This is a genomic window from Streptomyces sp. NPDC093097 (genome assembly GCF_044754325.1).
Lineage (GTDB): Bacteria > Actinomycetota > Actinomycetes > Streptomycetales > Streptomycetaceae > Streptomyces.
In genome coordinates, this window is record NZ_JBIVOW010000002.1 from 280,338 (window position 1) to 298,132 (window position 17,795).

The window sequence follows — 17,795 nt, forward strand, 5'->3', positions numbered from 1 at the left end:
GCAGGACACGGTGGTTGTCCTCTGGAAGTCATCCGGAGCGAGACGCACAAGACCCCCGCGACCGTGGCGACGGTCCGGGGGCGTGGCCTCAACCGCTGGAGGGTTGAAAGCATGCTCCACACTATCCGAACGATCTTCGAATCGCTGCTGTGCCGGCTACTGCCGGCCCATGGCCGTCACCGGTCGGCCGACGCACCCCGCACCGTGGTCCGGGAGGACACCCCCACCCTCGTACTCCCCCGCGTCCCCACCGAGGAGTGGCTGCTTGATGACGACGCGCCGCTGATCCGTCCGTTCCTCCTGACTCGGGAGGAACGGACGGAAAGGCGGCAACAGCGTGGCCGACGGCGGGCGTTGTGGCTGGCGGTGCACGGGATCGATGCCGGTCCGCGTCGGATTCACGGTGTGCAGGTGGGGTTCTGATGACCGGCATGAGCGACCCGGTTCACCTGCCTGACCCCGGCGTGGTGCGTGAGCCCAGGCCCGTTGCCGGGTGCGACGTGTGCGCGGCCCTGGCCCGGCAACGTGAACGAGCGCGGGCCACCGGGAACTGGTCGAAGGTGACTGACTGCAACGTCGAAATGCGTCGTCATCCTCACCCCAAGGCGGTGCGTGCATGAGCGCGAGGGCCTGGGAGCGGTGGCGTGCGCAAGTAGAGGAAGCATGGACCCGACACCGCAGCCATCCGGACCTTGACCGTCAACTCGATGCCATGCAGGCGGACTTCAAGGCGCGTACCGCGTGGGTGGACGAGCTGTCCGAGAAGGAGGCGGAGGAGATGCTGCACGGCCTCTCCGCATGTCTTGCCGCCCTCCAGGAGGCAGTCGGTGATACCCCGGGAGTGGACGCTCCGTGACCGTGCGAAGTTGGGGCTCAGGCGCGTGGGGAAGTGCCAGGAGGGCGGGGAGTTCTGCATGGATACTCCCCATCCCGAGAAGGCCCGGGAATGGTGTCTCCGGCACGTGGAGGATACGGGGCACGTCTTTTACGAGCTGACAGCGTTTGAGCTGTTGCGTGCCGCGCGGACCAAGCGTCCGGAGCGGAAGGGCTCTTCGCCGGCATAGACCGGGGCGGGGCTACTCGACACCGCTTGCCCGGCGACCCCTGAAAGCGACACACCGACCGCCGGCCCGAACTCGACGGCCACCCTCCAACAGCGCCCCAAATGCGTTACGGCGGGTGGCCGTTCCGCGCCTCGCCCGGCGACTCCAGTTCAGGAGCCGTCGGGCGCAGCTTCAAAGCTGTATTCATAGCCGACGGTCAGCCGGTAGGGGAGGCACCATTCGCCGTATTCGATGACGCCCTGGTCATCCCAGAGTCGGTGAGCTCCCGCCAGGATGGGTGAACCGGTTTGCAGCCCAAGGAAATTGGCCTCCCGTGCGTCCGCGTCCCGGCCGTGAATGTCGTCGCGGCCCGCGACGACGCGACGCCCCGTGGCACGCTGGATCTTCGGCAACAGCCCTGCTGACGACTTGGCAGAAGTGGACAGCAGTTCCGGGACCGCAGCGGCGAAGTGGGCGGGGTACCAGGTCACGAAGAGGCCGGTGCGCTGCTGGCCCTTGCCCGTATGCCACTGACGGCGGACCACTTGGTCCCCCTCGGAGAGATCGAAGATCTCGGCGATGTACTGGGGCGGCCTGATCAACTCCGCATGCGTGACGATCACCGTCTCGCCGTCGGCAAGAACCGAGCCGGTGCGCAGGACGCGAGTGATGCGGTCGTAGCCCGAAGGCGCGATCTCCGGCGCGTTGGCGACGAAAGTCCCCCTACGTGACGTGGTGATGTACCCCTCCACCTGGAGTTGGTCGAGAGACCGACCGAGAGTGGCGACGGACACCCCCTCCTGTCGAGCCAACTCCCGTACGGGAGGGAGCTTTTCGCCCTCCTTGAGAGCGCCATCCAGGATTCGGCGTCGGATGCGCTCCGCAACCTGCATGTACGGGTGATGAGTGTCCGCCATAGCGACTCCTGTCCGGGGCGCCCTAGGTCACCAATCAATGTACTGGGACACGCCTCCCCCTGGTCCAGGAGGACACCCCGAAATGCGTCGTCATCCTCACCCCAAGGCGGTGCGTGCATGAGCGCGAGGGCCTGGGAGCGGTGGCGTGCGCAAGTAGAGGAAGCATGGACCCGACACCGCAGCTATCCGGAGCTGGGCCGTCAACTCGATGCCATCCAGGCGGACTTCAAGGCGCGTACCGCGTGGGTGGACGAGCTGTCCGAGAAGGAGGCGGAGGAGATGCTGCACGGCCTCTCCGCGTGTCTTGCCGCCCTCCAGGAGGCAGTCGGTGATGCCCCGGAGCATCCGGGGTCCCGCCGCCCCGACTCCTCAACTCCCGGAGAGAAAAAGCCGGGTGGCCCTCCCCCACAGAGGACCACCCGGCGTTTCCCTCAGGCGGGCCGAGGCGATCCCCACATCACCCCGACCGCCTTATCCAGCCTCCCGGCCGCCCCGGCTGCCGGCCGCCGCCGCGACCGGACCACCGGTGCACACCGTGCTGTCGGCCGGACGATTCAGCGCCCCCGCACGGGAAGCGCGGGCGCCGCCGGAACGTTGGCGGCGTTGGCCAGGTCGGCCAGCTCGGCCGGCCCCATCGGCACGGCCGGCACCGTCGGCACGGCCGGCACCGTCGGCACGGCCGGCACCGTCGGCACGGCCGGGGTCAGCGCCTTGGCGTCGGCGACGGCGTCGGCCGCGGTGGCCTTGCCGTCCGTCACCACGACGGTGACCAGGCCGCGCGCGAACGGCGCCGCGTCCCATGTGGACGGGGACAGCCGGGCATACCGCCTCGGTGTCGCACCCGTCACGGGTGATCAAGCGATGCCCTGATCCTTGCATGACCGGCCAGGTGCCGTGCAAGTCCCCGCGGGCTTCCTGTCACCGTTGCTCCGCCATGTCCGGTATGGGCAGCGGCCTCTTCTCCAGTGCGGCCGCCATCACCTCCGGGAACCGGTCCGGCGTACAGGCGAACGCCGGTGCTCCCAGGGCCGCCAGGGCCGCCGCGTGCTCCCGGTCGTAGGCGGGCGCGCCCTCGTCGGAGAGCGCGAGCAGGGTCACGAACTGCACCCCGGACGCCTTCATCGCGGCGACCCGTTTGAGCATCTCCGCGCGGATGCCGCCCTCGTAGAGGTCGCTGATGAGGACCACGACGGTGTCGGCGGGGCGGCGGATCCGCGACTGGCAGTACGCCAGCGCCCGGTTGATGTCCGTACCGCCGCCCAGTCGCGTCCCGAACAGCACGTCCACCGGGTCGTCCAGCTGGTCGGTCAGGTCGACCACGGCGGTGTCGAAGACGACCAGCCGGGTGTCGATCGCCCGCATCGAGGCCAGCACCGCGCCGAACACCGAGGCGTAGACCACGGACGCGGCCATCGAACCGGACTGGTCGATGCAGAGCACCACGTCCTTCGTCACCGACTGGGCGGCGCGCCCGTATCCGATCAGCCGCTCGGGGACGACGGTGCCGTGTTCGGGGAGGTAGTGCTTGAGGTTGGCCCGGATGGTGCGGTCCCAGTCGATGGCGCGGTGCCGCGGCCGGCTGATCCGCGCGGCGCGGTCCAGGGCCCCGGTGAGCGTGGCCCGGGTGCGGGTGGTCAGCCGCTCCTCCAACTGCCCGACGACCTTGCGGACGACCGCCCGGGCGGTCTCCTTGGTGGTCTCGGGCATCACCTTGTTCAACGTGAGCAGGGTGCCGACCAGGTGGACATCGGCCTCGACGGCCTCCAGCATCTCCGGCTCCAGCAGCAGGGTGGACAGCCCCAGGCGGTCGATGGCGTCCCGCTGCATCACCTGCACCACGGAGGACGGGAAGTACGTCCTGATGTCGCCCAGCCAGCGCGCCACTTGGGGCGCCGACGCGCCGAGCCCGGCTGCCCTCGCCCCGCCGCCGTCGCGCGTCCCGCGGCCCGGCCGGGGTCGAGGTCGCTGCCCGTAGAGCGACTCCAACGCGCCGTCCATCGCGGCGTCCTGGCCGCGCAGTGCGCAGCCGGTGCCGTCCGCGCCGGCCCCGCCGAGCACCAGCCGCCAGCGGCGCAGCCGCTCCGCTTCCCGATCGGTCGTGAGGGTCATCTCCCCGCCTCCATCAGCTCGTTGGGCTGCCGCATCGCCTGATCCGTCCGGCCGGCCCGGACGCTCTGCCCGTCCCCGTCCCCGTCCCTGCCCTCGGCCGCGTGCTCGTTCTCGCCCTCGCCCTCGCCCTCGTCCTGGTAGCCGTGCTGGGGTATGCCCAGCAGGAGCCGGAGGGTGGGGAGGACGGCGGCGGCGCGGTCGCGGTCCAGACCGGGGCCGTAGCCGGGCGCCGCCGCGTGGACCGGATTGGCCGCCTGATGGCCGGACCCGTGGGACGGGCCGCGGCGGACCAGTTCGCCGAGCGTGCGCCGGACCCCCGACTCGTACTCCGCGAACGTGCGCCGCAGCAGCGGCAGGACGTGGCCGAACGCGGTGTCCGGCACGCCCGTCAGCCAGCCGTCGACCAGCGTCAGCAGCCGTTCGTCATGGACCAGCAGCAGACCGCCGTCCGGACCGCCGACGAACCCCTCGATCCATCCCGCGGCATCGGCGGGCGGGGCGCCGGGCGACAGGGCGAGCGCCATCAGTTGCTCCGCGCCGTCGTCGGGCAACCGCCCGTCGTCCAGCAGCAGCCGGGTGGCCCGGCCGCGGATCAGCCCGGGGACGGCGTCCCGTTCGGCGAGTATCCGGAGCACGGCGGTCCAGCGCTCCCGGAGGAGCGGCGCCGGGGCCTCTCCGGCCGCCCGGCCCCGTCCCCCGTTCTCCGGGCTCCTCCCGGTCGCCCCGATCGCCCCGATCGCCCCGGTCGTCTCCGCCCTCGTCTGCGCCGCCTCCTGCCCGAGGAGGCCGACGGCCTGGTGGGTGGCGTCGAGAGGGCCGCGCAGGTCCGCCGCTCCGTCCGCGTCCAGGCCCGTGCAGGCCGGGGGCAGGCCGACGAAGATCCGGCCGGCCAGGCCCGCGGCCACCTCGCGGAGCACCGCGGCGTCGGTGCCGCGGACGTCCCCGTAGCGCACCGAACGGACCAGGGCGGGCAGCGCCTGGGCGAGATGGCCGACGTCCGCGTCGAGGGCGGCGCGGTCCGCCAGCACCCGCATCACCACCGGCAGGGCGTCGGGCAGTCCGGCGAGCAGGCAGCGCTCGGCGAGCGCGGTGACCTCGGCGAGGGCCGCGGCCTGCGGGGCGTCCGCGGCGGCCTTGGCGGTGGCGGCCCCGAGCACCGTGGTGCCCCACACCCCGGCCTCCGCGACCCGCACCGACAACTCCGGCTCCCAGCGCAGCCGCCAGGTCTCCCGGAAGGTGCCGGTGCTGCCCCGGGAGCGGAGGGGCTCCCCCCAGGGGACGCCGAGCAGCCGCAGCCGGTGCAGCAGTCGGCTACGGCCGGCGTCGGTCTCCTTGCGGAGGTCCAACTCCAGCTCCCGCTCGGCCGCTTCGGGCTTGAGCCGCAGGGTGCGCCGGCAACGGGCGAGGTCCCGCTGGAGCGGGACGGCCGGGGCGTCCTCGGGCACCTGGCCCAGTACGTCGCCGACCACCAGCCGGTCGTGGATCAGGGCGGAGGGGGCGTCGGAACCGTCGCCCATCACCGCCCGGACCGCGTCGTCCAGTTCGGCGAGGCCGGCCAGCGGGCGGCCGCGGACCGTGGCGAGCCCCTCGGCCAGCCGCACCGCCTCGATGACATGGGCCGACGAGACGGCGTAGTCCTCCTCGCGGAGCAGCCGGGCGGCCTTGGTCAGCCAGCGCTCCACGGGGCGGTCGGGGGCGTCGAAGAGATGGCCGTACCAGCCGGGGGAGGCGATCCCGGCGCCGTATCCGCTGCGCCGGGCCAGCCGCCGGTGGGTCCACGGGACCCAGGTCAGCGCGGTCTTCACCTTCGGCAGGCCCTTGAGGAGCTGCCGGTCCGCGGTCACCGTGGGCCCCCCGCCCGAGCGGGGCCGCGGGGCCAGTGCGGGGACGTGCCAGGCCCCGCACACCACGGCGACGGGGTCCCCGAACTCCCGCCGCGCGGCCCGCAGTCGGAGCCGCATATGGGCCTCCCGCACCGCGTCGCGACGATGGCCGCCGTCGCCGTACGCGACGCGCAGCTCGGTCATGGCCTCGGTGAGCGCGGCGAACGGCGCCAGCGCGTCCGCCCCCGGCCGGTGTGCCCCGCGGTGCTCGACCACGTCCTCCCACCAGCGCTCGGGGTCGTCGTGCCCGGCGGCCTCGGCGAGCACCCGGAGGGGGTCCACCCGCAGCGTCTCGGCCTCCGGGCCCCCCGACGCGGTCTCCGCGTCCGTCCCAGCTTCCTCTTCCGCCTCGTCCTCCTCGTCCCCCAGGGCCAGCGCATGGGCCGCCGGGAGGTCGATGAAGCGCACCGGGACGTCGTGCTCCAGGGCCCAGCGCAGCGCCACCCACTCCGGGGAGAAGGCGGCCAGCGGCCAGAACGCCGCCCGCCCGGGGTCGTCCACCGCGTGCGCGAGCAGCGCGACCGGCGGCCGCATCTCCGCCCGGGCGGCCAGCGGCACCAGGTCGTCCGCCTCCGGCGGCCCCTCGATCAGCACCGCGCGGGGCGCGCACTGCTCCAACGCGGCCCGCACCGCCCGCGCCGATCCCGGGCCGTGGTGCCGCACCCCGAGCAGCACCGGCCCGTCCCCGCTCCCGCCGGTCATGCGCCCACCTCCCGGCAGGCGCGGTAGAAGTCCTTCCAGCCGTCGCGCTCGCGCACCACGGTCTCCAGGTACTCCTGCCAGACGACGCGGTCCGCGGCCGGATCGCGGACCACCGCGCCCAGGAGGCCGGCGGCCACGTCCCCGGGGCGCAGCACGCCGTCCCCGAAGTGGGTGGCCAGCGCCAGCCCGTTGGTGACCACGGAGATGGCCTCGGCCGTGGAGAGCGTCCCGGACGGGGACTTGAGCTTGGTGCGGCCGTCGGCCGTGACGCCATCGCGCAGCTCGCGGAAGACCGTCACCACGCGGCGGATCTCCTCCATCCCCTCGGGGGCGGGCGGGAGGCGCAGCGTGCGGCCGATCTGCTCGACCCGTCGCGTGACGATGTCCACCTCGTCGTCCGGGGAGGCGGGCAGCGGCAGCACGACGGTGTTGAAGCGGCGGCGCAGCGCGCTGGAGAGGTCGTTGACGCCGCGGTCGCGGTCGTTGGCGGTGGCGATCAGGTTGAAGCCGCGGACGGCCTGCACCTCCTGCCCCAACTCCGGTATCGGCAGGGTCTTCTCCGACAGGATCGTGATGAGGGTGTCCTGGACGTCGGCGGGGATCCGGGTCAGTTCCTCGACGCGTGCGGTCATGCCCTGCGCCATCGCCCGCATCACGGGGCTGGGCACCAGGGCGTCCCGGCTGGGCCCGTGGGCGAGCAGCTCGGCGTAGTTCCAGCCGTAGCGGATCGCCTCCTCAGGGGTGCCGGCGGTGCCCTGCACCAGCAAAGTGGAGTCGCCGCTGACCGCCGCCGCCAGATGCTCCGAGACCCAGGTCTTGGCGGTGCCCGGCACGCCGAGCAGCAGCAGCGCGCGGTCCGTGGCGAGGGTGGTGACCGCGACCTCGATGATCCGCCGCGGGCCGACGTACTTGGGTGTGATGACCGTGCCGTCGGCGAGCGCGCCGCCGAGCAGATACGTCGCGACCGCCCACGGCGAGAGCCGCCAGCGCTCCGGCCGGGGCCGGTCGTCGGCCGCCGCGAGCGCCGACAGCTCCTTTGCGAAGGCGACTTCGGCGTGCGGTCGCAGCGCTTCCCCGGCGGGCGTCCGCACCGTCTCCCCCGTCGCGTCGCGCGCCTGGCCCGCCGCCGTGATGCCGTTCTCGGACATGCTTCCCCCTCGTCGCACGATGTGCGGCCGGCACCCGGCGCGAAGCCCGCCGGCCGCTTGCTTTCCCAAGCCTGCACCAGCCCACTGACAATCCCCCGAAAACCCCTCCTGACCTGCCAAGTTCACGATGAGGGAGGGGCGTTGTCAGTGGTCGGTCGTAGCGTCGGAGACGGCACATCCGCAGGAGGTCGACGGCGGTCGACGGACATCCGCAGGGGGTCGGACATGAGTGCGCACGGGGAACGCTGGACGACGGACCAGGTGCTCGCGCTGGCACCTGACGAGGCATCGCGCGCGGCGGGCGGACGGCTCGCCGCGTCCGGCAGGTGGTCGGGGGCCGGCGCGGGCGGGGGCGCGGTGTGGGGGGCGTGCGAGGGTAGCGGCAGCACGCCGTACCGGACGGCGGTGGACCTCAACGGCGCGGGATACACGTGCAGTTGCCCGAGCCGGAAGGTGCCGTGCAAGCACGCGCTGGGACTGCTGCTGCGCTGGGCGGGCGCCGCAGCCGACGGCGCGTCCGGCTCCCCGCCCGACCCCGCATCCGCCCCCGCATCCGACGCCGCTCCCGGCTCCGCTTCCGACGGCGAGGCCGGCGATCGGGCGGCCGACGACACGGCCGCGCACGGGGAGCCGCCGCCCTGGGTCGCCGAGTGGCTGGCGGCCCGCCGCCGGCGGTCCGAGCGGCCGGAGGGCGGCGCGGGGCCCGGCGCCCCGTCCCGTGCGCCGGCGGATCCGGAGGCGGCCCGGCGGCGGGCGGAGCGCCGCCGGCAGCGGATCGCCGCCGGCGCCACCGAGTTGGAGCGGCGGCTGGAGGATCTGCTGCGCTCCGGCCTCACGACGGCCGCCGGCGCCGGCGGGAGCACCGCGTCCGGGGACGGCACCGGCAGCGGCCGGGATTCCTGGGACGAGACCGCCGCCCGGATGATCGACGCGCAGGCTCCCGGACTCGCCGCACGCGCCCGGGAGTTGGGTTCCATCGCGTCGTCCGGCCCGGACTGGCCGTCCCGCCTGCTGGCGGAGTGCGCCCTGCTGCACCTCCTCGATCAGGGTTTCCTGGGGGCGGAGCGGCTGCCGGCCCCGCTCGCGGCGACGGTCCGCTCCCGCGTGGGGCTGACCACGGACGCCGCGGACGTACTGGCCGATCCGGACGCGGTGACGATCCGGGACCGCTGGCTCGTCCTCGCCCAACAGGACGGCGAGGAGGGCCCGTTGACCAGCCGCCGGATCTTCCTCCGCGGCGAGCGGACCGGCCGGATGGCACTGCACCTCTCCTTCGGCGGCTCCCACCGCCCGTTGGACGTGTCCCTGCCGCCCGGTCTGCTGCTCGACGCCGAGCTGGCCTACTATCCGGGCGCCCGGCCGCTGCGCGTCGCCCTCGGGGAACGGCACTCCCCCGCCGTCCCGGGCCCGGTCCCGTCCGGCTGCGGCATCGAGGCCGCCCTGGCCGCGTACGGGCACGCGCTGCGCGACGACCCCTGGCTGGACGCCTGGCCGGTGGTCCTCACCGACGTCGTCCCGCTGCCGGCCCGGGACGGCGCCGGCTGGCAACTGGCCGACGTCGACGGCGAGTCCGCACTGCCCCTGGACCCGCGCTGCCTGGGCCGCACGGCCCTGTGGCAGCTGGCGGCCATATCGGGCGGCGGCCCGCTCACGGTCTTCGGCGAATGCGGCCACCGCGGCTTCCTGCCCCTGACGGTCTGGGACCCGACCCCGGTGCCGCTGTCCGTCTGATCGGCCGCCCGCGGCCCGTCGGCGCGCCGGTCCGGCGTTCCCGTCCCACCGTCGCGCGCCCCTTCGGCCCGATGCCCCCACCCACCGCCCCAGCGACCAGCCGCCAGACGTCCCGCCCGTCCGCGGCCCGCCCCGCGCGAGACCGCATCCGGGCACCACCACCCTCCCCCGGAGGCAGGACATGTCCACCACACCACCCACCCCACCCGCCACGACCGCCACCACCCCCGCCCCCTGGCCCGATCTGCTGAGCGCCGCGCTCCTGGGGACGGAGCGCCGGACCCCGCCGGTGGCCGTACGGGCCGGCCAGAGCGCCGCGGCCGCGCTGCTGGACGCGGCGGCGGTGAGCACCGTGCGGCGGCGCGCCGCACTGCGCCCCGCCCCGGCCGGCGAACGGCCCGCCCCGGCCCCCGACGACCCGCGCCCGCCGCTGCCGCCGGCCGCCCGCCGCCGGCTGGCGCTGCTGCTCGCCGACCGCGGCGGCTCCGGCAGCCGGCGCGGTACGGACCCCGACCTCACCGAACTGCTGCCCCAGTGGCTGGCGGCCGCCGACGGGCGCGGCTACCGCGCCCCCGAGGCGCTGCTGCCCGCACTGCTGGACGTGGCCCGGGCCCGGACGGACCTGCGGCCCGCCGCGCTCGCCCTGGCGGGCCCCCGCGGCCTGTGGCTGGCGCGCCTCAACGACAACTGGAAGTTCGCGCTCCGCGGCATCGGCGGCGCGCTGCGCCTGCCGGGCCCCGACGCCCCCGAGGCGGTTCAACGGCTCTGGGAGGAGGGGCTGTTCGCGGAGCGGGTGGCACTGCTGACCGCGGTGCGCCGCCGCGATCCGGGGGCCGGCCGGGAGCTGCTCGCCACCACCTGGGCGACCGAGCGCGCCGAGGACCGCCTGATGTTCCTGGACTCCCTGGGCGAGACCCTCACCCCGGCCGACGAGCCCTTCCTGGAGCAGGCGCTGTCCGACCGCAGCCGCACCGTCCGCGCCACCGCGGCGGAACTCCTCTCCGCGCTCCCCGCCTCCGCGCTCGCGGCCCGGATGGCCGAGCGCAGCCTGGCCTGCGTCCGCCCGGCCGGCCCCGCCCCCGGGGCCCCGGCCGCCGCCGAATCTCTCGCCGTCGACCCGCCGCGTGCCTGCGACGCCGGCATGCAGCGGGACGGCGTCGCCCCCAAGCCGCCCTCCGGGCGCGGTGAACGGGCCTGGTGGCTGGCCCAGTTGGTGGAGGCGGCCCCGCTGGACCGCTGGACCGCCCACCTCGGCGGCCGCACCCCACAGGAGATCGTCGCGCTCCCGGTGGCCGGCGACTGGCAAACGGAGCTGCACGACGCCTGGTGCCGGGCCGCGGTGCGCCAGCGGCACGCCGACTGGGCACGGGCGCTGCTGGGCGCGCCCGGTGATCCCGGGCAGGCCGCCACCGAGATGGCCCCGGCCGGCTCCTCCCGGGATCTGACGAAGCTGCTGACCGTCCTCCCGGCGGACGAACGGGCCCGGTGGGCCGCCGAGTTCATCGCCGTCCACGGGCTCGCGGACGCCTTCCGGATGCTGGGCGTCTGCGCACTCCCGTGGTCCGAGCCGCTGGGCCGGGCGGTGGTCGACGCACTGGACATCGCCCGGGACGCGGGCAGCTATCCGTGGAGCTTCAGCGGGGTGATGGGGCTGGCCGAGCGCTGCCTGGACCCGGCGGCGGCCGACCGGTTGGAGATGCTCACGGCGGTCGCGGACGAGCCCGAGGGCGCCTCGCCGGGCTCCGGCGGCTACTGGGCCGAGGCGTTCCAGCGGCTGGTCGGCACGCTCCGGCTGCGCGCCGCGATGCGCGCGGAGCTCTCCGGGGAGCCGTCATGACCGGCGGGGGCGCCCGCCGCCCCCGGAGGGCGGCGGCGCCGTTCCGCCGGCGGCCGGCCCCGCCCCCACAGACGGGCCCGGCCGCGGGCGGCTCAGACGGCCAGCGGTCGGACGTTCGCGGTGACCCACTCCACGATCGCGGCGGTGGTCGCGCCCGGCGTGAAGATCTCCGCGACGCCCTGCTCCTTGAGGGGAGCGATGTCCGCCTCCGGGATGATGCCGCCGCCGAAGACCTTGATGTCCGCCGCGTCCCGCTCCGCCAGCAGGGCGAGCACCTTCGCGAAGAGGGTGTTGTGCGCACCGGAGAGGATGGACAGCCCGATCGCGTCGGCGTCCTCCTGGATCGCGGTGTCGACGATCTGCTCCGGCGTCTGGTGCAGCCCGGTGTAGATCACTTCCATGCCGGCGTCCCGCAGCGCCCGGGCGATGACCTTGGCGCCCCGGTCGTGCCCGTCGAGCCCCGGCTTGGCGACGACGACCCGGATCGGCCCCGACCGGCCCACCGCGCCCTGGCCCTCCGCCTGCGCCCCGTCTTGCCGCGCCACACTCATCACTGCCTCCAAGCCATGCGCGGCACTGCCAGGGCGGTGCCGCCGAGCCGACATTCGGTCGCGCCACCGCGAACCGGCGGCCACGAGCGTGAACGAACGTTATCTACAGCATCCCGTACCCCGCCGTTTCGTGACATCCAGCGAGGGGGAAATCACACACGGGACATATTCGTGACGCGTCGCGTTCCGTGCCTCGCACCGCCGCCCGGGACGGCCGGCGACGTGACGCGCGGGCCGGGCGCCCGGGGAGCCGCAGCCGGGCCGGCGTACGGGGCACGCCGCACCGCCGTCGCCGCACGGTTTCCCCTCAGGGCATGCACGGGCCATCGCCGCCTGCCGCAGGCCGCTTGGGAGGTCGGCCATGGGGGCCCTGCCCGTTCTCCGCGCGATCCCTCCGCTCCGCGCCACGGTCGTGGACGTGGCGGTGCTCGCCGCCCATCTCCTCCTCTATCCCACGGGGATCGCCCAGGAGCGCCCCGCGCCCGCGCCCGCCGCGGCCGGTTCCCCGGCGCCGCTGCCCACCGAGGGCCGCGCCCGCCCACCGGTCCTGCTGCTCCACGGCTTCATCGACAACCGCTCGGTCTTCGTCCTGCTGCGCCGCTCCCTGCTCCGCCACGGCTGGCACCAGGTCGAGGCGGTCAACTACCCGCCGCTGACCGGCGATCTGCGCTGGGCCGCCGAACTGCTGGGCCGTCATGTGGAGGAGCTCTGCGCCCGGACCGGGCACCACCGGGTGGACGTCGTCGGCCACAGCCTCGGCGGTCTGATCGCCCGCTACTACGTACAGCGGCGCGGCGGCGACGCCCGCGTCCGCACGGTGGTCACGCTCGGCACCCCGCACTCCGGCACCCGCGTCGCGCCCCTGATGTCGGCGCATCCGCTCGTCCGGCAGATGCGCCCGGATTCCGAGGTGATCGCGGAGTTGGCGCTTCCGGCGCCGCACTGCCGGACGCGCTTCGTGGCGTTCTGGAGCACCGCGGACCAGGTGATGGTGCCGGCCCGGACCGCCCGGATCGCCCACCCGGACCTGCGGGCGGAGAACGTCCGGGTCGACGGTGTCGGGCATCTCGCGCTGCCGGTCAACGCGGCCGTCGCGGCCGGGATTCGGGAGGCGCTGACCGCCGCGCACGCGGCCCGGGCCGACCGGGACGTCACCGCGGTGGCCTGATCGGCCGCCGCCCCGGCGCCGGCCCGACCGCCCCGCACCGCCTCCCGGCCGCGGTGCCGAACGCGCGTCGAACAGGCCGCCAAGAATGTGCATATCCACCGCGGTCGGCGGCAAATGCCCTGCCCCGCCGAGCCCGAAACCCCAGGAAGATTGTCGCCGTCGCGGGCCGCCGGGTACAGTCGCCGCTAATTCTCCTGCAGCCGAGGCGAAAGAGAAGTTGGTGGACGACCGTCACCTATCCGGGGCTCAGTTTCCGACCGCCCCCTCTTCCGATGCCGCCCATGCGCAGTCGGCATACGGCGACGGTGACCCCCTCTTCGGTTCGCACCCCGGTGGCTACGGCCAGGGCGCCTACGCCGCGGGCGGGCACCTCACCGACCCTTACGCCACCGCCGGTTACCCCACCACCGGGTACGACGCCGCCTACGGCAGCACCGCCTACGACCCGTACCCGCACGCCGGTTACGACGCCCCCGGCTACGCCACCGACGCCACCGCCCCGTACGGCACCGGCTACGACACCACCTCCTACGGGCACGCCGACGGCGGCACCGCCTACGGCACGGGCGGCTACGACGGCGGGGGCCACCCGGGCGGGGGCTTCGACGGCACGGTGTACGGCGCCGGCCACTACGGCAGCGCCGACGCCCGCACCGACTCCTACGCCACCGCCCCCTACGCCACCGACCCTTACGCCACCGGCAGTTACACCGATTCCGGATACGGCACCGGCGCCCACGGCGACGCCGGCTACGACTACGGCTCCACGGCCTACGACACCGCCTCGTTCGCGGCCACCGCCACCGCCGTCCAGGAGCCGGCCGGCTACGAGGCCACCGCGGTCTGGTCGACCGCGGACTACGCCGACCTCGACGGCCGCGCGCACGACCCGGCGCCCGGCATCCCGGCCCAGGCGCGCCCGCCCGCCGACGACACCGTCGTGTGGGACCAGCCGCTCACGGCGTTCGCCCCCGAGGCCGAGGACGGGCACGACACGGACGCCGCCGACACCGCCCCCGACGAGCCGGCGATCGCCGAGGCGATGACCCAGGCGATGCCCGTCACCGCCGTCCCCGAAGCCCCCGCCGCCGGCCGGCGTGGTCCCGCGGCGGACGAGGTGGGCCGTGGCGGCCGCAGCCGGCGCCGCCAGGCCAAGCGCTCGGCGCTGCTGACCGTCGCGGTGCCCTCGGTGGCCGCGATGGGCGTCTGCGCGGCGGCCGCGGCCTCGGTCGGCCACTTCGGCGGGGACGCCAAGGAAGGGGCGACGACCCAGGCCGCACCGGACGCCGGCGCGGCGAAGCGGACGACGACGGCGGCCAACAAGAAGCTGGACAACCAGCTCGCCGGACTCAGCGCCAGCGCCCAGGACTTCCGCGACCGGGCCAGCCGCACCCAGGAGCGGCTGGACCTCAGGGAGCGGCAGGCCCAGGAGCGCAAGCGCAAGCAGGAGGAGGCGGCCCGCAAGGAGGCGCTGCGCCCCAAGTTCGTCCTGCCGGTCGCCCAGCACGGGCTGAGCGCCACCTTCGGCCAGGCCGGGGTGAACTGGATGTCGGTGCACACCGGCATCGACTTCCCGGTCGACTACGGCACCTCCGTCATGGCGGCCACCGACGGCACCATCCGCACCCAGTGGAACTCCGCCTACGGCAACATGGCGATCCTGACGGCGCCCGACGGCACCGAGACCTGGTACTGCCACCTCACCAGCACCAAGATCCGCTCCGGTTCGGTCAAGGCCGGCGACACCATCGCCTACTCCGGCAGCTCCGGCAACTCCACCGGCCCGCATCTGCACTTCGAGGTGCGGCCGGGCGGCGGCGCGGCGATCGATCCGCTCCCGTGGCTGCGCGCCCACGGCCTCAACCCGAACTGACCCTCCCGTAGGCGAACTCCCGCACCAGCAAAGCGCCGAGGGGCCTGCCGCACACCGCGGCAGGCCCCTCGTCCCGTCTCCTAGAGCTTCTCCACCGGCGCGTACCGCAGCAGCAGCCGCTTGGGCTTCTCACCGCCGAAGTCGATGGTCGCCTCGGCGTTGTCCCCGCTGCCCTTGACCGTGACGACGGTGCCGAGCCCGAAGCTGTCGTGGGTGACGCGGTCGCCGACGGCCAGCGAGACCACCGGACGGTCCTTGGTCCGCCGGGTCGCGAAACCGCTCGGCCCCTTGGCGCGCGTCGAGGAGAGCGAGGCGCCGATGCCGCCCCCGCCGAAGCCGCCCGAGGAACCGCCCGACGACAGCCCGCCCATGGACGCGGACGGCGTCGCCGGGCCGGTGCGCCGCCAGTCCACGTACGCGTCCGGGATCTCCTCCAGGAAGCGCGAGGGCGGGTTGTAGGAAGGCTGGCCCCAGGCGCTGCGCATCGTGGCGCGGGTGATGTAGAGCCGCTCGCGGGCGCGGGTGATGCCGACGTAGGCGAGCCGGCGCTCCTCCTCCAGCTCCTTGGTCTGGCCGAGCGCCCGCATGTGCGGGAAGACGCCGTCCTCCATGCCGCTCAGGAAGACGACCGGGAACTCCAGGCCCTTGGCGGTGTGCAGGGTCATCAGCGTGATGACGCCGGTGCCCTCCGAGCCCGCCGCGTCAGCGGCAGATTCAGTAGGTGCGTCCGGGATCTGGTCGGAGTCGGCGACCAGCGCGACCTGCTCCAGGAACTCGGCGAGCGACCCGGGGCCCGGGGCGGCGCCCTCCGGCGCCTCGGCCTCGCCGCGGTCCTGCTCGAACTCCAGGGCCACGGAGGCGAGTTCCTGGAGGTTCTCGACGCGGGTCTCGTCCTGCGGGTCGGTGGACGACTGGAGTTCGGCGAGATAGCCGGTGCGCTCCAGGACGGCCTCCAGGATCGTGGCGGGGCCGGCCCCGGACTCCACGATGGTGCGCAGCTCCTCCATCAGGGCGTTGAAGCGCTTGACGGCGTTGGCGGAGCGGGCGGCCATGCCGTACGCCTCGTCGACCCGGCGCAGCGCCTGCGGGAAGGTGATCTTCTCGCGTGAGGCCAGCGCCTCGATCATCGCCTCGGCCCGGTCGCCGATGCCGCGCTTGGGGACGTTGAGGATCCGGCGCAGCGGGACGGCGTCCTCGGGGTTGGCGAGCACCCGGAGGTAGGCCAGGATGTCGCGGACCTCCTTGCGCTCGTAGAAGCGCACGCCGCCGACGACCTTGTAGGGCAGCCCGACCCGGATGAAGATCTCTTCGAAGACGCGGGACTGGGCGTTGGTGCGGTAGAAGACCGCGACGTCGCCGGCCTTGGCGTCGCCGGCGTCGGTGAGCCGGTCGATCTCGTCGGCGACGAACTGGGCCTCGTCGTGCTCGGTGTCGGCGACGTAGCCGGTGATCCGGGCGCCGGCGCCGGCGTCCGTCCAGAGGTTCTTGGGGCGGCGGTTCTCGTTGCGCTCGATGACGGCGTTGGCGGCGGAGAGGATCGTCTGCGAGGAGCGGTAGTTCTGCTCCAGCAGGATCGTGGTGGCGTCCGGGTAGTCCTCCTCGAACTGGAGGATGTTGCGGATCGTGGCGCCGCGGAAGGCGTAGATGGACTGGTCGGCGTCACCGACCACGCACAGCTCGGCGGCGGGCGTCTCCTGGCTGCCGGGGCCGACCAGTTCGCGCACGAGGGTGTACTGGGCGTGGTTGGTGTCCTGGTACTCGTCGACGAGGACGTGGCGGAAGCGGCGGCGGTAGTGCTCGGCGACGTCCGGGAACGCCTGGAGCAGATGGACCGTCGTCATGATGATGTCGTCGAAGTCCAGGGCGTTGGCCTCGCGCAGCCGCGCCTGGTACATCGCGTACGCCTGGGCCAGGGTCTTCTCGAAGCCGTCGGCCGCCGTCCCGGCGAAGGTCTCCTCGTCGATGAGCTCGTTCTTGAGGTTGGAGATCTTCGCGCTGAAGGACTTGGGCGGGAAGCGCTTGGGGTCCAGGTCCAGATCGCGGCAGACCAGGGCCATCAGGCGCTTGGAGTCGGCCGCGTCGTAGATCGAGAAGGACGAGGTGAAGCCGAGCTTCTTGGACTCGCGGCGCAGGATCCGCACGCAGGCGCTGTGGAAGGTGGAGACCCACATGGCGCCGGCCCGCGGGCCGACCAGCTGCTCGACGCGCTCCTTCATCTCACCCGCGGCCTTGTTGGTGAAGGTGATCGCGAGGATCTGGCCGGGGTGGACGTGCCGCTCGGCGAGGAGGTGGGCGATGCGGTGGGTGAGCACCCGGGTCTTGCCGGAGCCGGCGCCGGCGACGATCAGCAGCGGGCCGCTGCTGTGCACCACGGCGGCCTTCTGCTGGTCGTTGAGCCCCTCCAGGAGGGCCGCCGGGTCGAGGGCCGGGCGGGCGGCGCCGTCGCGGTAGTACGGCTCCCTGGGCGCGGGCGCGTCGAACTCCCCGCCGAAGAGGTCGGCGGGCATCTCCTCCGGGACCGGGCCGTGCTCGTCCTCGGGCGGCGGCGGGGGCTCCTCGTCCGGGGGGCCGAGATCCGCCAGGAAGCTGTCGTCAAAGAGGCTGCTCATCGCCCACCGAGTCTAGGCCGCCGCACTGACAACCGGACCCGGAGTGACGGATTGTCCGCTCCCGCCCCGGCCGGAGCATGCAGTACGCCGCCGGGCGGGGCCGAGGGGCCGCGCAGGTCCAGGTCACGAAAAGGTTTCGGGCATATCGAACACTCGCCTTCACAGGAGCCACACGAGTTGGCTACGGTCTCGCTCGGGCAGCCCGCCGTCCCAGCGGACGAGAG

Annotated in this window: 12 protein-coding genes; 5 read left to right on the plus strand and 7 right to left on the minus strand. The window is 74.2% G+C overall.

What is annotated here, in order from left to right:
* Positions 1-616: 616 nt before the first annotated feature.
* Positions 617-856, plus strand: a complete 240-nt coding sequence (locus tag ACIQE0_RS04205) for a hypothetical protein (RefSeq protein WP_402328950.1) — start codon at positions 617-619, stop codon at positions 854-856.
* Between the two features lie 357 nt (positions 857-1,213).
* Here the strand turns inward: ACIQE0_RS04205 and ACIQE0_RS04210 are convergent, their stop codons facing one another.
* From ACIQE0_RS04210 to ACIQE0_RS04230, 5 genes are all read right to left on the minus strand, one after another.
* Positions 1,214-1,960: a GntR family transcriptional regulator gene (locus tag ACIQE0_RS04210; RefSeq protein WP_402328952.1), complete on the minus strand. Its 747-nt coding sequence runs from the start codon at positions 1,958-1,960 to the stop codon at positions 1,214-1,216.
* 554 nt (positions 1,961-2,514) lie between these two features.
* Positions 2,515-2,808 carry a hypothetical protein gene (locus ACIQE0_RS04215; protein WP_402328954.1) on the minus strand — a complete coding sequence of 98 codons (294 nt, stop codon included), beginning with the start codon at positions 2,806-2,808 and terminating at the stop codon, positions 2,515-2,517.
* A gap of 70 nt (positions 2,809-2,878) precedes the next feature.
* On the minus strand, positions 2,879-4,069 hold the full coding sequence (locus ACIQE0_RS04220; protein ID WP_402328956.1) for a VWA domain-containing protein: 1,191 nt from the start codon (positions 4,067-4,069) through the stop codon (positions 2,879-2,881).
* Positions 4,066-6,654, minus strand: a complete 2,589-nt coding sequence (locus ACIQE0_RS04225) for a DUF5682 family protein (RefSeq protein ID WP_402328958.1) — start codon at positions 6,652-6,654, stop codon at positions 4,066-4,068. Before ACIQE0_RS04225 ends, ACIQE0_RS04220 begins: the two co-directional genes overlap by 4 nt.
* Complete coding sequence (locus ACIQE0_RS04230) at positions 6,651-7,802, minus strand: AAA family ATPase (protein ID WP_402328960.1); 1,152 nt, start codon at positions 7,800-7,802, stop codon at positions 6,651-6,653. Before ACIQE0_RS04230 ends, ACIQE0_RS04225 begins: the two co-directional genes overlap by 4 nt.
* A 225-nt stretch (positions 7,803-8,027) precedes the next feature.
* On the opposite strand from ACIQE0_RS04230, the gene ACIQE0_RS04235 reads away from it, so the two are divergent.
* Together ACIQE0_RS04235 and ACIQE0_RS04240 are read left to right on the plus strand one after the other, a co-directional pair.
* Positions 8,028-9,533: an SWIM zinc finger family protein gene (locus ACIQE0_RS04235; RefSeq protein WP_402328962.1), complete on the plus strand. Its 1,506-nt coding sequence runs from the start codon at positions 8,028-8,030 to the stop codon at positions 9,531-9,533.
* Positions 9,534-9,714: 181 nt separating this feature from the next.
* The gene (locus ACIQE0_RS04240; protein WP_402328964.1) at positions 9,715-11,370 is read left to right on the plus strand and encodes a DUF5691 domain-containing protein; all 1,656 of its coding nucleotides are present in this window, start codon (positions 9,715-9,717) and stop codon (positions 11,368-11,370) included.
* Positions 11,371-11,462: 92 nt separating this feature from the next.
* Here the strand turns inward: ACIQE0_RS04240 and ACIQE0_RS04245 are convergent, their stop codons facing one another.
* Positions 11,463-11,873 (minus strand): cobalamin B12-binding domain-containing protein, encoded by a 411-nt coding sequence (locus ACIQE0_RS04245; protein WP_402329238.1) that lies wholly within the window; start codon positions 11,871-11,873, stop codon positions 11,463-11,465.
* 409 nt (positions 11,874-12,282) lie between these two features.
* Here ACIQE0_RS04245 and ACIQE0_RS04250 point away from each other — a divergent pair, with 409 nt between their 5' ends.
* A complete protein-coding gene (locus tag ACIQE0_RS04250) occupies positions 12,283-13,089 on the plus strand; it encodes an esterase/lipase family protein (protein ID WP_402328966.1) in 807 nt (268 codons plus the stop codon).
* 220 nt (positions 13,090-13,309) lie between these two features.
* A complete protein-coding gene (locus tag ACIQE0_RS04255; protein ID WP_402328968.1) occupies positions 13,310-14,962 on the plus strand; it encodes a peptidoglycan DD-metalloendopeptidase family protein in 1,653 nt (550 codons plus the stop codon).
* A gap of 80 nt (positions 14,963-15,042) precedes the next feature.
* Here ACIQE0_RS04255 and pcrA read toward each other — a convergent pair whose 3' ends face one another.
* Positions 15,043-17,571 carry a DNA helicase PcrA gene (gene pcrA / locus ACIQE0_RS04260; RefSeq protein WP_366338251.1) on the minus strand — a complete coding sequence of 843 codons (2,529 nt, stop codon included), beginning with the start codon at positions 17,569-17,571 and terminating at the stop codon, positions 15,043-15,045.
* Positions 17,572-17,795: the final 224 nt, after the last annotated feature.

Coding starts and splice junctions, on each gene's coding strand:
- ACIQE0_RS04205 (WP_402328950.1), top strand. CDS start 617: ATGAGCGCGAGGGCCTGGGAGCGGTGGCGTGCGCAAGTAGAGGAAGCA.
- ACIQE0_RS04210 (WP_402328952.1), bottom strand. CDS start 1,960: ATGGCGGACACTCATCACCCGTACATGCAGGTTGCGGAGCGCATCCGA.
- ACIQE0_RS04220 (WP_402328956.1), bottom strand. CDS start 4,069: ATGACCCTCACGACCGATCGGGAAGCGGAGCGGCTGCGCCGCTGGCGG.
- ACIQE0_RS04225 (WP_402328958.1), bottom strand. CDS start 6,654: ATGACCGGCGGGAGCGGGGACGGGCCGGTGCTGCTCGGGGTGCGGCAC.
- ACIQE0_RS04230 (WP_402328960.1), bottom strand. CDS start 7,802: ATGTCCGAGAACGGCATCACGGCGGCGGGCCAGGCGCGCGACGCGACG.
- ACIQE0_RS04235 (WP_402328962.1), top strand. CDS start 8,028: ATGAGTGCGCACGGGGAACGCTGGACGACGGACCAGGTGCTCGCGCTG.
- ACIQE0_RS04240 (WP_402328964.1), top strand. CDS start 9,715: ATGTCCACCACACCACCCACCCCACCCGCCACGACCGCCACCACCCCC.
- ACIQE0_RS04250 (WP_402328966.1), top strand. CDS start 12,283: ATGGGGGCCCTGCCCGTTCTCCGCGCGATCCCTCCGCTCCGCGCCACG.
- pcrA (WP_366338251.1), bottom strand. CDS start 17,571: ATGAGCAGCCTCTTTGACGACAGCTTCCTGGCGGATCTCGGCCCCCCG.